Source organism: Streptomyces sp. NBC_01450 (assembly GCF_036227505.1).
GTDB lineage: Bacteria > Actinomycetota > Actinomycetes > Streptomycetales > Streptomycetaceae > Streptomyces.
Map to the genome: position 1 here is coordinate 8,591,060 of NZ_CP109480.1, position 14,599 is coordinate 8,605,658.

Below are 14,599 nucleotides of genomic sequence, written 5' to 3' on the forward strand. Positions count from 1 at the left end.
TCGCCTGTCGGAGGCGGGTGCGGGAGATCCTTATGGTCGGCTTAAGGGAGCGCTGAGCCTGCGCTCAGGTAGGTACCGTTCGGGGCATGACAGACGCCCGGAACGAACCGGAGATCCGCCCGGCCACCGCCGCCGACCTGACCGCCGTGAAGGCGGTGACCGACGCCGCCTACCACCACTACATCGAGCGCATCGGAGTGGTGCCGGCGCCCATGGAGGCGGACCACGCGGCGAACGTGGCCGAGGGGCGGGTATTCGTCACGGGGGAACCGGTGACGGGCCTCGTGGTGATCGAGGCGCGCGAGGACCATCTCTTCCTCGACAGCGTCGCCGTCCACCCCGACGCCCATGGCAAGGGCGTCGGGCGACGGCTGCTGGCGTTCGTGGACGCACACGCGCGTGCGCTCGGACTGTCCGAGGTCAGGCTCTACACGAACGCGATGATGTGGGAGAACCAGAAGATCTACCCGAAGTACGGGTACGAGGTCGTCGAGCGCCGCGTGGACGGCCGGTACGACCGGATCCACTACCGCAAGCGGCTCGACTGACGGTTTCCGTGCTGGGGCGTGTCTCTGTGCCGGGGCGCGCGGCCCGGGCCGCTCACCCGTCCGGCCACCACGTGCGGTGGATGTCCTTTCGGACCTCCGGACGCTCGGCCGGACGCTCGTCGGCCTCGTCCCGCACTCGGCGGGACTGCGACTTCCTCAGGGGCTTCTGCACGGTCACACGGCGCATGGCTGCCTCCTTGTGCCTACCGGGTTCCGCGGTTGTACGGAGGTAGACCCTTTCCGGGAGAGTTGCTCATCGGTCGGGATCTGTCTGTGGCGGCTGTCACGATTCGACTGTCAGTGGTGGGTGTCACTCTGGGGCACATGGCGAGTTACAGCGACATGAATCCAGGTCAGAGCGGTGTCGAACCGTGTCAGGACGAGGTGAGATCGGGGCCCGGCGACGCGATCACGGAGCGCGGCGACGTGAACGCGGAGCGCGACGGCGTGCGGTCGGGCGCGGACGGGAGCGTGGACCCGGCGGACGGCGTGGACCGGGTGGACTGGGATGCCGAGGCCGACACCTTCGACGACGAACCCGACCACGGGCTGCGCGACGCCGCCGTGCGGGAGGCCTGGGCGGAGCGGCTGAGTGCCTGGCTGCCCGAGACCCCGTCCGACGTCCTCGACCTGGGCTGCGGCACCGGCAGCCTGTCGCTCCTCGCGGCCGAGCGGGGACACCACGTCACCGGGATCGACCGCGCGCCCCGCATGGTCGACCTGGCCCGCGCCAAGCTCGCCGGGCGTGACGCGGTGTTCCTCCTGGGTGACGCGACGGCACCACCCGTCGGTGAGCAGCGGTTCGACGTCGTGCTCGTCCGGCACGTCCTGTGGGCCCTGCCCGACCCCGAGCGCGTCCTGCGGCACTGGCACGGGCTGCTGCGTCCCGGAGGGCGGCTCGTCCTGGTCGAGGGCGTGTGGGGAACGCTGAGCCCGGTGGGCATACCCGCGGACCGGCTGGCCGCCCTGCTGGAACCCCTGACCTCGGACCTCCGGGTGGAGCGGCTGTCCGACGACGCGCGGCTGTGGGGGCGCGAGGTGGCGGACGAGAGGTACGCGGTGGTGGCCCACATCTGACCAGCGGGGACCCGGCGGTCGTCCGACGGGCGGCTGCCGGGTTCCAGGGCCTGTCCCTAGTCGAGCAGTGCCTCGAAGTCGCCCCCGCGGGCCAGGAGTTCGAGGGCGTCGAGGGCGTCGCGCGCGGCGGTCGCGGCCCGCGGGTCGGTGGTCGCGAGGCCGCTCGCGGCGAACTCGTCCTCGTCCAGGCGCAGTACGTCCGTGCCGTCGGCGGAGCGCCACAGGTCCAGGTCGAGGTCCTCGACGACCAGTTCGCCGCCGGAGAGGGTGGCCGGGCGGGTGATGTCGCAGTACCAGCCCTTCCGTACGCCCTCGGCGTCCCGGACCTCCTTGACCGCGTACCAGCGGTCCCGCCAGTAGTACTCGGTGAAGACATCGCCCGGCTCGAACCGTACGAAGCCGAAGTCGCGGACCCCCTCGCCCGCCCACGGCGCGCGCACGGTGACGCGGGTGCCGTCGTCGGCGAGCAGCTCGGCCGGGTAACGGATCTTCGTACGGCCGGACTTGACGAGGACGACCTCCACCGTGGCCGGGGTGTCAGCCGAGTTCGCGGACATACGTCACCTCCGTCGCGCAGACCTCGTAGCCGAACCACTTGTTGATCGCCAGCATCGGCCCGTTGCCGGCGTCGTTGCCGGTGAAGGCCTCTGTGAGACCGGCGGCCCGGGCGCGGTGCAGGGAGTCGTTCTTGGCGAGCTTGGCGAGACCGCGGCCGCGGTGGGCGCGGGCGGTGCCGGTCATGACGGTGCCGTAGCGGGTGGCGCCGTCGGTGCGGGCCGCGCTGAACGCGGCGGGGCGGCCGTCGACCACCGCGACCGAGGTCAGGTCATGGCTGAGGAGGGGATGGTTCCAGGTCTCCTCCAGCCAGGCCTCGAAGTCCGTGAACTCGCGGTCGACGTCGCTCGGTTCGTCCAGCAAGGTCTCCGCGTCCAGTTCGAACAGCGGGCGCGGGTCGTCCGCGAAGTCCGCGGCTGTGCGCAGCTCGACGCCCTTGGGCGGTGCTTCGAGCGGCGGCAGGGTGCCGTTCGCCAGGTCGAGGCGGAGGAAGTGCGCGGAGCGGCTCGCGCGGTAGCCGTGCTTCTCCGCGAAGGCCCGGTTCGCGGGCCGGTCCAGGACCCAGGTGTGGATCTTCGTCGCGCCCAGCGCGGCCAGTCGCTCCTCGGCGGTGCTCACGAGCAGTGATCCAGCGCCCCGGCCCAGCCGCTCGGGGTGCACATAGACGTGAAGGTGGCCGTTGCCCGGGTCGGGGCTGTCGTACACCAGGCCGACCTGCGCCGTACCGATGAGCTCGCCGTCCTCCTCGGCCAGCAACGGCCGGTAGTGGGCGTCGGGGTGGGCGTGCGCCACGTCGTACGCGACGGACTCGCCTGTCTGGATCATGAACGGCAGGGCCAGGTGACGGATATGGGCGAAGCCCTCGGTGTCTGCCGGGACCTCGCCGAGCAGCTCGCGAACGATCACAGTCATGGGGATGGACGCTACGCGCGAGGTGTGTGCGAGTGCCTCTCATTTTCCGTCCGGTACGGGACAATCGCTCCGTGACGCTGAAGATCCACATCGATGAGGGGGCCGCGCCCTACGAACAGGTGCGTGCCCAGATCTCCGAGCAGGCGCGGTCCGGCGCGCTGCCGGTCGGCTACAAACTGCCCACCGTGCGGGGGCTGGCCGAGGAGCTCGGCCTCGCCGCCAACACGGTTGCCAAGGCCTACCGGGCGCTGGAGTCGGACGGGGTGGTCGAGACGCGCGGACGCAACGGGACGTTCGTCGCCGCCGCGGGCTCGGCGGCGGAGCGTGAAGCGGCGTCGGCCGCACAGGCGTACGCCGAGCGCGTGCACCGCCTCGGCCTCTCCGAGTCCGCCGCGCTGGACGCCGTACGCGATGCCCTGCGGGCGGCCTACCGGCCCTGAGGCCGGTCGTCCGGCGTCCGGGTCACCGTCAGGCCCGTTGTCCTCGCCGCCCGGGCGAAGGCCGCCGCGTCGTGGACCGCCGCCGCGTTCGGGTCGTTGTTGAAGTACGCGTACACCGGGTGGTCGTCGGACCAGGCGTCCGTGACGCGCCCTACCCAGGTCGTCAGGGACTGGCGGCCGTAGCGCGGCCACGGCAGGGCGCGGCCCTCGTGGAAGCGGAGGTAGCCCCAGTCGGCGGTCCGCCACAGGGGCGTCACGGGGCGGGCCTGTACATCGGCCCAGCAGAGGGCGGCGCCCCGCGACTCCAGTACCTTGCGCACCTCCGGTGTCCACCAGGAGTCGTGGCGCGGTTCGACCGCGACCCGGACGTCGGCGGGGAAGCGGCCGAGGCACTCGTCGAGAAGGGCGGGGTCGGCGTGCAGTGTGGGCGGGAGCTGGAGCAGGACCGGGCCCAGGCGGTCACCGAGCCCGGCGGCGTGGCTCAGCAGCCGGTCGACCGGCTCCGCCGGGTCACGCAGCCGTTTGATGTGCGTCAGATAGCGGCTCGCCTTGAGGGCGACGACGAAGTCCGGCGGAGTGCGCTCCCGCCAGCTCTCGAAGGTCTCGCGCGTCGGCAGCCGGTAGAAGGCGTTGTTGATCTCGACCGTGGCGAACCGTGCCGCGTACTCCTCCAGCCAGAGCCGCATGGGCACCCCGTCCGGGTACAGGACGCCGCGCCAGTCCTTGTACTGCCACCCCGACGTGCCCACGAACAGGGTCATACGACCATCAAAGCACCACGCGGAGTTCCGGGCAGCTACAGATAGAGCCCCGCGTCCGCGCCCTCCCGCTGGTCCGGCACCGACGTCGGCGTGGTGCCCCGGCGCAGCGCGTACAGCTCGGCCAGGGTCGCGCCCTCGCGGCCGACGCCCTCCTCCGTGCCCAGCCAGCTCACCGCCTCCGGGCGGGTCAGCGCGCCGACCTCGATCCGGGCGAGGCAGCGGCCGGGACGGACCACGGCGGGGTGGAGGCGCTCCAGGTCCTCGTTGGTCGTGACGCCCACGAGCACGTTGCGGCCCTGGCCGAGGAGCCCGTCGGTGAGGTTGAGCAGCCGCGAGAGCGCCTGGCCCGCGGTGTGCTTGGCCTCGCCGCGGATCAGCTCGTCGCAGTCCTCCAGCAGGAGCAGCCGCCAGCGGCCCTTGCCCGGGCCGTCCTCCTCGCCGATCGCGATGTCCATCAGATACCCGACGTCGGAGAAGAGTCGCTCCGGGTCCAGGACGCAGTCCACCTGGCACCAGTCGCGCCAGGAGCGGGCCAGGGTGCGCAGGGCCGAGGTCTTGCCCGTGCCGGGCGGACCGTGCAGCAACAGCAGCCGGCCCGCGATGTCCTCGGGTGTCGTCTTCATCAGCCGGTCCATGGCGTCCGCCACCGGCGCCGTGTAGTTCGGCCGCACCTCCTCCCACGTACCCGCGGAGATCTGCCGGGTGGTGCGGTGCGGGCCCCGGCGCGGGGAGACGTACCAGAACCCCATCGTCACGTTCTCCGGCTGGGGTTCGGGCTCGTCCGCCGCGCCGTCCGTGGCCTGGTCGAGGATCTTCTCGGCCAGTTCGACGCTGGTCGCGGTGACCGTGACATCGGCGCCCCGGTTCCAGCGGGACACGAGCAGGGTCCAGCCGTCGCCCTCGGCGAGCGTGGCGCTGCGGTCGTCGTCGCGGGCCGAGCGCAGCACGCGGGCGCCCGGCGGGAGGAGCGTCGCCCCGGACCGTACGCGGTCGATGTTCGCCGCGTGCGAGTGCGGCTGCTCGCCCGTCGCGAAGCGGCCGAGGAACAGCGCGTCGACGACGTCCGACGGCGAGTCGCTGTCGTCGACGTTGAGCCGGATCGGCAGTGCGTCGTGTGGGTTGGCAGACATGCCGCCATGATCCGTCACGCGGGCGCGCCGTGCACCCGGTTTCCGCGGTGCGTCCTGTGTGTCGCCTGTGTCTGCCCGTATCCCCTCCGTCCTGTTACACGGCTGTGGTCTTACAAGACCTGTCCCGCGGCCGATCCCCGCCGTTACTGTTGCCCTTGATGGGACGTCATGGGTGGAATTCGGGGGCACGGCGGTGGCGGCTCACCGCGCTGCTCGGCGTGGGAGTGGCCGCTCTGGCCCTGGTGGTGACCTTGCTCAACACCCTGCCCGGGGGCGGTGCGAGCACCGCGGGCACCACCCGCGACGGGGACAAGGTGCACGGCACCCCCGTCACCCCGCCCGAAACGTCGCAACCGGAGGTGGGCTGGGGCTTCACCCACACCCAGTACAGTGCCGACCAGGGCAGTGACACGGCCACCCAGCGCGTCGAGGGTCTGCTGGAGAAGCAGTCGCTGCCACAGATCCAGCACATCATGGGGTGGGGGGCGGGCAACCCCGAACCCTCCAAGGGGCGTTACGACTTCTCGGAGATGGACCGCCGTATCGACTTCATGCGGAAGTCCGGCGGGACCCCGGTCGTCACCCTGTGCTGCTCCCCGGACTGGATGAAGGGCGGCAAGCCCGGCGCGAACAACACGGACTGGAGCCAGGCCGCCCTGGAGACCGCCCCGGACCGCGCCCACTACGCGGACTTCGCCGCGCTGGCCGCGACCGTCGCCAAGCGCTATCCGGACGTCCGTCACTTCATCGTCTGGAACGAGTTCAAGGGCTTCTGGAACAACAGCAAGGCACGCTGGGACTACGAGGGCTACACCGAGCTCTACAACCTCGTCTACAAGGCGCTCAAGAAGGTCAACAAGGACATCCTGGTCGGCGGGCCCTACCTCGTCATGGACAGCGTCGACCCGCGCCAGACGGAGAACGCCTCGACGACCCTGAAGGGCACCTGGGGCACCATGGACCAGCGGGTCCTCGACGCCTTCGACTACTGGAACAAGAACAAGGTGGGCGCCGACTTCGTCGTCGTCGACGGCTCCAGCTACACCAACGACGACGACCTGCTCCCGAACGAGTTCGCGGCCACCGACAAGTTCACCGCCGTCAGCCGGTGGGTGCGCGAGCAGACCCACGGCCTGCCGCTGTGGTGGGCCGAGTACTACGTCGAGCCCGCCGACGGCAACGACGAGCGCACGGGCTGGTCCGAGGCCCACCGCGTCGCCGTCCAGGCCGCCGGCCTGATCGGCATGGCCCGCGGCGGCGCCACCTCCGGCTTCTACTGGAACCCGGAGAAGGAGAAGGGCACCGACTGCGCGGGCTGCCTGTGGACGCCGACCGACAGCGCCGGCGGCGGCGCGGCCCTGCCCATGCTCGACCTCGTCTCCCGCTTCAGCCGGGCGTTCGCACCCGGCACCAAGTACGCGACGGTGTCCGTGGCCCCTGACGACGTGCCCAACGTCCGTGTCCTCGCCACCGACAAGGCCGTCCTCGTCGTCAACACCCTCAACCGGTCCATCAACGCGCAGGTGGACGGCAAGCGGTTCGACATGAAGGCCTACGAAGTGAAGTGGCTCACCCGCTGAACCCGTGATCCCGGGTCCGGGTGAGCCACCGCCTGGCTGGACCTCGTCCTACTTCATGGTCAGGAACCGCTGCACGAGCGAGGCCAGCAGCACCGCCAGCAGCGGCAGCGAGAACCAGAAGCTGCTCTGCAGCCACCGCAACTGCCGCACACTCGGCCGCACCGCGACCCGTACGACCTCCCGCGCCGTCAGCATGATGATGAGCGCCACGGCCGCCAGCGCGCCGACCACCGACCACGGAGTCCAGGTGATCTGGGGTCCGATCGGTCCCGGATCGGGCTCGGGCACCTTGCCCGCGGGCTGCTTGCGTAGCGCGTACATCGTCACGTCGTCGTTGACGAGGACCTTCTTCAGGTCCTGCCGGTCGTCGAGGTTGCGGATGAGCCGCGACTCCCAGGTCGCCGAATAGCCCACGTCCATCTGGAGGTAGACCACCTGACTGCGGTTGATCATGAGGTACGAGTTCGGGCCGGCGTCCTTGAGCGACTTGACCAACCCGGACACCAGCACCGGGTCACTCGGCGCCAGCGTCGGCACGTACTGCACCTTCTCCATGTCCCGGGTGCCCCACGGCATCGCGGGCGTCACGTTGTTGACCGTGTCGTTGCTCAGCCACAGCAGCCGTACGGTCGGCTTGTCGTGCGCGTACACGTAGTCCATGGCCGTGACCTCGCCCGGCCGGATCCGCTCGAAGGACTCGTTGCCCCAGCGGGCCACCAGGAAGCCGCCCATGAGGAGCAGCCCCGCCATGAGCGCGGCGAGCGGGGCGAGGGTCACCCGGTCCTTCTCACGCTCCTTCGCGGTGACGCCGGTGCGCGGGAAGAGGGCGAGCCCGGCCAGCAGCGCCGCGCCCGGCAGGGCGAACATGAAGACCCGCAGGGCCATCTCGCCGCCGTACGACTGCATGCCGAAGCCCAGGAACGGGACGAAGGTCAGGACGATCAGTGACCGCTCGCGGTACTTGTGGTCGCGCCGCCGCCACCAGCCCCAGCAGGCGAAGGCCATCACACCGCCGGCGAGCAGCACGCGCGCGTAGAGGACGAGTTTGTGGGTCGAACTGCCGCCCTGGATACGGCCGGAGACGGAGGTCGACACATTGCTGCCGACGCCGCCGACCCCGCCGAACAGGTCGTTGAAGTGGCCCGACCAGTAGGGCTCGGCCATGAAGCCGATCCAGACGGAGACCAGGACGGCGAACAGGATCGGCAGCCCGCGCAGCTCGGACCGGCCCACGAGGACGAGGACCGCGAGCACCCCGAGCATCACGAACGGGGTGAGTTGGTGCGCCGGGACGCTCGCCGCGAACAGGCCGATCAGCACCATGAGGAGCACTGCCTGCTGGCGCCGGTCGGTCGGCTCGACCTCCGCCTCGCCGGGGCGCGCCTTCGTCCACAGGACGCGCGGCGCCCGGAACCACACCAGCAGGATCGCCACGAAGGCGAGGTAGAGGAGATAGGTGAAGCCCTGCGGGGAGAAGTAGTCCTGGCCGACCCAGCCGCTCAGCACGAAGATCCAGATGCCGGTCCACTTGGCGCGCCAGCTCGCCCGCATGGAACGCACGAGCAGGAACATCGGGGCCAGGTAGAGCAGCTGTATGGTCAGCGGCCACCAGCGGATCACCTCGGTGAGGTCGCTGACACCGCAGGCCTTGGCGACGAACGCGGCCCCCGCGAAGAAGCCCGGCCAGCTCCAGCGGGCGTCCAGGTCGGGTACGGCGGATCCGGTGCGGTCGATGTAGTCGATGAAGCCGAGGTGCTGCCAGGCGGTGGCGAACCGTGGCTCGGTCTCGATGACCGCGGGGAGCGCGTGCAGGGAGACCACGGTGGCGAGCAGGGTGATGAACAGCAGGCCCTTGTGCTCGCGGTTCATCCAGAGCAGCGAGGCGAAGACCGTGATGAGCAGGGCCGCGCCCACGAGGGTGGGCAGCGGGAGGATCGAGATGAGGCCGAGGCCGCCCATCTTGTCGAGGGAGGCGTCGTCGAGGCTCAGTGCCGGGACCCAGTAGAGGAGCAGCGCGGAGATCAGCAGGAAGCCGAGGAGCACGCCGGGTTTGGAAGGGTGCCGCAGGCGGTCGCGGAGAGGTGGTGGGGGTGGGGGTGTGTCGTCTGCCGGCTGCGGGTCGGTGGTGGCTGGTCGCGCCCACGCGGCGGCCCCGCTTGATGTCCCGCCCCGCACCCCTGTCGGGGCGCTGTCCGAACCGTCTGTCTCGAAGGGAGCGTCGACTTCCGGCGCTTCCGCCGGGCCCAGGGAAGCCTCCGAGCCCGGCTCCCGCGCCTCCACCGGCAGCCCCACTGAGGGCAGTTGCGGCTTCAGCGCCCAGGTCGGGCGGTGGTCTGTGCGCACCTTGGGCGTGCCCGTGGGCGGAGTGCCGGGTCCCGGGCGGACGTCCGGTCGGCGTTCCTGGTGGTCGAAGTCGACGTGCACGCCGAGGGCGAGGGTGTCGGAGTCGAGCGCCCAGGCGGGCCCCCGCTTCGCCTCGCGCGGCTTGGCCACGGGCACGTCGCGCGCGCCCAGGTCGGCGAGGTCCCCGTCCGGTGCCGCGCCCGCCGGGAGTTCGGCGGGCGGCGCGGTCCGTACGATCTTGAACAGCTTGGGCGCGGCGATCGACACGATCACCGCGAGGCTGGAGATCTCCGCGACGCCCGCCCCGGTCAGCCCCATCCGGGGGAGCAGGGTCACCGTCAGGCCGAGGACCAGGACGCACAGCAGGCCCTGCAGATAGGCGAGTCCGGAGGTGCGGCTCTGGGCGCGCAGCACCGCGAAGTACGTCTCCATGACGACCCGCAGCAGCGCGCCGACCGCGAACCAGCGCAGCAGCGGGGTCGCCGCGTGCGCGTAGCCGTCGCCGAAGACGTGCAGGATGAACGGCGCCCCGACGAACAGCAGCCCGCACACCGGCAGCATGATCCGCGCCATGCGCTTGAGCGCGGCCCGGGTGTTCGCGGCGAGCCGCGCCGGGTCGTGCGAGCCCTCGACGGTCAGCGAGGCGCCCATGTTGATGGCGAGCAGGTTGACCGTGCCGCCTATCGTCGTGGTGATGTAGAAGTACGCGTTGTCGGAGGAGCTGACCTGCGAGGCGACGATCACCGGGACGAGATAGACCACGGCGAGCGAGAAGAGCGAGCCGGTGTAGTCGCCGGCCAGGAAGCGACCGACCTCCTTGAGCGTGGGCGGGTTCGCGCGCTCCTCGGTCGCCTTGATGTGCCGGGGGACCAGCCGACGGAAGACCAGCAGGCCGAGCGGTACCACCGACAGGGCGATCGCGGCGACCCAGGAGACGAAGACGCCCGTCGTCGGGATCGCGGCGGCGAGCCCGACCAGCAGTGCCAGCTTCACCGCGGAGAACACGGTGTTGCCCACCGGCACCCACAGCGCGCTGCGCAGTCCGGTCAGTACGCCGTCCTGCAGGGTCAGCAGCGACCAGGCGACGACCGCCAGGACGAAGCCGAGGCCGTTGAGCGGGCCGTGCAGGAAGCGGTACGAGGGGCCCCACATGTCCAGTGTCAGCAGGAAGACGCCGCCGGCCACCGCCACGACCACCGAACTGCCAGCGTACGTGCGGAAGATGAGGCGTCCGGTGGCGCGGCCCGCGACGGGGATGAAGCGGGCCAGGGCGCCGGTCAGGGTCACGGCGGTCAGGCCCGCGAGGAGCTTCATCGCGGCGATCGCGGCGGAACCCTGGCCGACCGCGGAGGCGGAGTAGTAGCGGGCGGCGATCAGCCAGTACCCGAGCCCGAGCACCGCGGAGATCCCGGTGTTGAGCATCAGGGCGTAGGCGTTGCGGAAGAGTTGGTTGCCTCCGCCGCTGCCGTCCTTGCGGCCCCGGCCGGGCAGGCGGAGGCGGCGCCCGGGCCGCTGCTCGGGCGCCTCGGCGGTGGGCGATGAAGCCTGGGCTGTGGTCGTCGTGTCAGACACGGGAACGGATGGCCTTCCGCCGGACCTGTCGTGCTCTTCGGACCATGGCGTACCCCTTGGTGAGGGCGCGGTCCCGGGCGAAATTGCGGGCGATCGCGCGGCCCTCGACCAGCCGCTCGAACTCCTCGATACCGGTGCCGCGGCGCACGGTGACGCGTTGCAGGGCGTACGGGCCCTGGCGGCGGCGCGCCAGGCCGTTGCCGACGGCGAGCGACTGGGCGAAGCCCGTCTCCCGCACCACGTGACGCACCCGGCGGCTGGAGTAGCCGTACGGGTACGCGAACGAGGCCGGGCGGGTGCCCAGCTCGTCGGCGATGATCTCCTTGCAGCGCAGCACCTCGAACCGGAGCGCGTCGTCGGTGAGCTGGTCCAGCTGCGGGTGTGTGTGGCTGTGCCCGCCGATCTCGACCTGCCCGGCGGCGAGTTCGCGCACCTGATCCCAGCTCAGCATGGCGTCGAGGCCGCCTCCGGTGTCGTACGCGCCCTTGATCCATCCCGTCGAGACGAACAGCGTCGACGCGAAGCCGTGTTTGGCCAGCACGGGCAGCCCGTGCCGGTGCACGCCCTCGTATCCGTCGTCGAAGGTGATCAGCACGGGGCGTCGCGGCAGCGGCCGGCCGGAGCGCCAACGCGCCGCCAGCGCCGCTGTGTCGACCGGGGTGAACCCCTGGTCGCCCAGCAGCGCCATCTGCTCGGCGAACGCCTCGGGCCCGACGGACAGTTCACGCGTCGCGTCATTGGGCGCGGCGGCGATGGAGTGGTACATGAGGATGGGTACGGGAGTGTCGTTCATGGGGCCGCCACACCTCCCGCGACCCGCGGGGGTCCTCCTGTGCTCATGCCGCCGCCCCCTCGCGTCCCGGACCGCTCCCGGCCCCGTTCTCGATCTCGGCCACGGTGAACGTGGCGCCGCCCCGGCGGGCCCGGACGCTGCCGAGTACGTACCCCCCGGCCGCCGTCAGAACCCCGGCCACGATGGCGCCCGCGCGCCCCGCGCCGCCCGGGCGGGCGAGCAGGGCGTCACGCAGTCCGCGGGCCACCCCGGCGGGCAGGACGCGGGTCGCGTAGCGGCGTTCCGACTCGAGGCCCTTGTCGGCGCCGACGCTTCGGGCGACCAGGGCCTTGGAAAGGCCCTCGGCATAGGCGCGGGTGCGGAAGTACGCGAAGTGCTCGCGCGGCTGCGGTACCCGGTGATGGATGACCGCGCGGTCGTCGATCAGCAGGATCGCGTCCGGGCGGGCGCGGGTGAGGCGGATGCACAGCTCCGTCTCCTCGCAGCCCAGCGGACGCTTGTCGCCGTCGCGGCCGATGCCGGTCGCGAAGCCGCCCGCCGCGTCGAAGGCCGTACGACGGAAAGAAGCGTTTCCGCCCAGGACGTTGCGGACCTGGACCCGGCCCGGCGGCAGCCCCTTGTACGTGCAGCCCACCACCCAGTCGAACTCCTCGGGGAACCAGGCGGGCCGGCGGCCCGACGCCCAGATCGGCATCGTACGGCCGCCGACGGCCATGACCCGTGGGTCGGCGTACCCCGAGGCGAAGTGGCGCAGCCAGTCGCGCTCGGCCACGGCGTCGTCGTCGAGGAACGCGATGATCTCGCCGCGCGCGACGGCGATCCCGGTGTTACGGCCCGCGGACAGGCCGCGCGGGCCCGCGTTGGCGAGCACCCGTACCGCGTCGGCCTCCTTGTACTCCCTGCTCAGCCGGTCGAGCAGCGTGGCGTTGTGGTCCACGACGAGGAGCGTCTCCAGGGCGGGCAGCGACTGCGCCCGCACCGAGGAGACCGCCGCGAGGATGTCCTCCCAGCGGTCCTCGGTGTAGACGCAGATCACCACAGAGATGTCGGGACCGCTCAAGACACCTCTCCCTGACCCGAGTCGAGCTGGGCGGCGTGCGGCCTGCGGCGCAGCGCGCGCCGGTTGGAACGCTCACCCATGATCACCTTGAGCACCCGGAACCCGTCCCGCACGGCCCGCAGATTGCTCGTGCCGTGGATGCGGAGGTACTCGTGGCTGGGAATCTCCTGCACTTTCAGTCCGGCCTTGACCACCCGGATGTTCATCAGGGTCTCGACCTCGAAACCGGTGCAGTCGAGTTCGATCTCGTCCAGGCAATGCCGCCAGAACGCGTTGTAGCCGTAGCAGAGGTCGGTGTAGCGGGCGCCGAACTTGGCGTTGACGGCCGCGCACAGCACTCTGTTGCCCAGCTTGCGTATCGGCGTCATGTCGGAGGTGCCGCCGCCATTGGCGAACCGCGAGCCCTTGGCGAAGTCCGCCCCGGACACCAGTGCGGACACATACGACACGATCTCGTTCCCGTCGGCCGAGCCGTCCGCGTCGACCATCACGATGATGTCGCCGGTGCACGCCTCGAATCCGGTGATCAGGGCGTCGCCCTTGCCCTTTCCCTGCTGCTCGACGACTTTGACGTCGGGCCACAGTTCCCGGGCCACCTCGACGGTGTTGTCAGTGGAATTGCCGTCGACAAGAACCACTTCATGTATCCAGTCGGGAAGGGTCTTGAAGACGTACGGGAGATTCTCCGCCTCATTCATGGCGGGAATCACGACACTCACCGGTGGCGCTATGGCCAGGTGAGAGGAGATCGGCCGGTATTTGCCGGCCATTAAAAGATCTTCGCCCGATACGGCTGGGCGCAGGACTGAACTCATGAGTCTGGTCCCTCTCGTCCGGTGGACCGCCCGCCCCTGGGCGGTCCGGCTTTTAGTCCGGTTCGAAAGGGGGGTTCTCACTTACGGCATGACGAAATGGATCTCCGTGCATGCCGGGTGAGCTGGCAAAGCTGGCCGATTCCGAAGGCGGAAGTCCGAGGACGGAAACCCGAGGACGGAATTCCGGATACGGAAACCGGTCGCGCGGCACGACTCGGCACAAGTGTGGTCACCGAGCACGGCACCCCCCTACCGCGCCCCGCGCCGGGCCCTCTTCGCGATCTTGAGCCCTCCCCTAGATCGCATGTGCGTGATGGTCCGATGCGGGTGAGATGTATGACGGTATTGACGATTGCGTCCATATGGCAAGGCCTGGAACGGCGTCTCACGTTTTTGTTGGTTTGGCCGTTACCTAACGACTCGAACGGATTTTCCCCATCCGCTTGCGTAGTTGCCGTACCACCACCAGCAGGAGAACAAGCGTGCTGATCGCCGTCACGGCCACGATTCCGCCACGGACCGACCACCGGTGCACCGCCAGCATGCCCTGGGCGACGAGGAGGTCGACGGCGATCGCTCCCGCGACGGACACCACCGTGCGGGCGAGGGGATCCAGCCCGCGCAGCGCGGCCGCGATGGCGGCTCCTGGTGCGGCGAGCAGGAAGAAGAGTGTGAACGGGCCGCGCAGGGACGCGTCCACGTCGGCGAGCGCGAGCACCGCGCCGACCCCCGCGACGGCCACCGCCACGCCCGCGAACAGGGGGACCAGGTCCCTCCCCGGATCCTGTCCCGACCGCTTGTCACTGTCTGATGAAGGTGACTTGATGCCTATGGTCTGCATTGGCGACTTTGCCCCCCGAAGCGCCGGATGCCGGGCTTCAATGTCGCGCAGCGGGCTGGGGGTCGTCAAGATGCGGTCGGCGCTCATGGACGCTTCTTGGTCGACTTCAAACATCCGGCGCGAGTGTGGACGGAGTGTTCCCCGGAGGCGCCGGCTGCCTCCGGGGAACCGC

At 70.6% G+C, this 14,599-nt stretch carries 14 protein-coding genes; 4 read left to right on the plus strand and 10 right to left on the minus strand.

Annotated elements, in window-relative coordinates:
- The first annotated feature begins 86 nt into the window (after positions 1-86).
- On the plus strand, positions 87-548 hold the full coding sequence (locus OG568_RS38180; RefSeq protein WP_266581477.1) for a GNAT family N-acetyltransferase: 462 nt from the start codon (positions 87-89) through the stop codon (positions 546-548).
- A gap of 52 nt (positions 549-600) precedes the next feature.
- On the opposite strand, the gene OG568_RS38185 is transcribed toward OG568_RS38180, so the two are convergent.
- Entirely contained in the window at positions 601-735 is a 135-nt protein-coding gene (locus OG568_RS38185) for a hypothetical protein (protein ID WP_266415725.1), read from the minus strand.
- Positions 736-872: 137 nt separating this feature from the next.
- Between OG568_RS38185 and OG568_RS38190 the strand changes: the two genes are divergently transcribed.
- Complete coding sequence (locus tag OG568_RS38190; protein ID WP_329534837.1) at positions 873-1,625, plus strand: class I SAM-dependent methyltransferase; 753 nt, start codon at positions 873-875, stop codon at positions 1,623-1,625.
- Between the two features lie 56 nt (positions 1,626-1,681).
- On the opposite strand, the gene OG568_RS38195 is transcribed toward OG568_RS38190, so the two are convergent.
- Entirely contained in the window at positions 1,682-2,182 is a 501-nt protein-coding gene (locus tag OG568_RS38195; RefSeq protein WP_329534838.1) for a DUF402 domain-containing protein, read from the minus strand.
- Entirely contained in the window at positions 2,163-3,092 is a 930-nt protein-coding gene (locus OG568_RS38200; RefSeq protein ID WP_329534839.1) for a GNAT family N-acetyltransferase, read from the minus strand. Before OG568_RS38200 ends, OG568_RS38195 begins: the two co-directional genes overlap by 20 nt.
- A 71-nt stretch (positions 3,093-3,163) precedes the next feature.
- Here OG568_RS38200 and OG568_RS38205 point away from each other — a divergent pair, with 71 nt between their 5' ends.
- On the plus strand, positions 3,164-3,532 hold the full coding sequence (locus tag OG568_RS38205; RefSeq protein WP_329534840.1) for a GntR family transcriptional regulator: 369 nt from the start codon (positions 3,164-3,166) through the stop codon (positions 3,530-3,532).
- On the opposite strand, the gene OG568_RS38210 is transcribed toward OG568_RS38205, so the two are convergent.
- On the minus strand, positions 3,520-4,293 hold the full coding sequence (locus OG568_RS38210; RefSeq protein ID WP_329369925.1) for a DUF72 domain-containing protein: 774 nt from the start codon (positions 4,291-4,293) through the stop codon (positions 3,520-3,522). The genes OG568_RS38205 and OG568_RS38210 overlap by 13 nt on opposite strands.
- 35 nt (positions 4,294-4,328) lie before the next feature.
- Positions 4,329-5,423 (minus strand): DUF5925 domain-containing protein, encoded by a 1,095-nt coding sequence (locus tag OG568_RS38215; RefSeq protein ID WP_266415735.1) that lies wholly within the window; start codon positions 5,421-5,423, stop codon positions 4,329-4,331.
- Positions 5,424-5,581: 158 nt separating this feature from the next.
- On the opposite strand from OG568_RS38215, the gene OG568_RS38220 reads away from it, so the two are divergent.
- Positions 5,582-7,003: a GH39 family glycosyl hydrolase gene (locus tag OG568_RS38220; protein WP_329534841.1), complete on the plus strand. Its 1,422-nt coding sequence runs from the start codon at positions 5,582-5,584 to the stop codon at positions 7,001-7,003.
- A 48-nt stretch (positions 7,004-7,051) separates the two neighbouring features.
- On the opposite strand, the gene OG568_RS38225 is transcribed toward OG568_RS38220, so the two are convergent.
- From OG568_RS38225 to OG568_RS38245, 5 genes are all read right to left on the minus strand, one after another.
- Positions 7,052-10,918 (minus strand): lipopolysaccharide biosynthesis protein, encoded by a 3,867-nt coding sequence (locus OG568_RS38225; protein WP_329534842.1) that lies wholly within the window; start codon positions 10,916-10,918, stop codon positions 7,052-7,054.
- Positions 10,911-11,711, minus strand: coding sequence for a polysaccharide deacetylase family protein (locus OG568_RS38230; RefSeq protein ID WP_266415742.1), 801 nt, complete (start codon positions 11,709-11,711; stop codon positions 10,911-10,913). The genes OG568_RS38225 and OG568_RS38230 overlap by 8 nt, the downstream gene beginning before the upstream one ends.
- 43 nt (positions 11,712-11,754) lie before the next feature.
- Positions 11,755-12,771: a glycosyltransferase family 2 protein gene (locus OG568_RS38235; RefSeq protein WP_266415744.1), complete on the minus strand. Its 1,017-nt coding sequence runs from the start codon at positions 12,769-12,771 to the stop codon at positions 11,755-11,757.
- Positions 12,768-13,586 (minus strand): glycosyltransferase family 2 protein, encoded by an 819-nt coding sequence (locus tag OG568_RS38240; protein ID WP_266581460.1) that lies wholly within the window; start codon positions 13,584-13,586, stop codon positions 12,768-12,770. Before OG568_RS38240 ends, OG568_RS38235 begins: the two co-directional genes overlap by 4 nt.
- A gap of 412 nt (positions 13,587-13,998) precedes the next feature.
- Complete coding sequence (locus tag OG568_RS38245) at positions 13,999-14,514, minus strand: hypothetical protein (protein ID WP_329534843.1); 516 nt, start codon at positions 14,512-14,514, stop codon at positions 13,999-14,001.
- Positions 14,515-14,599: the final 85 nt, after the last annotated feature.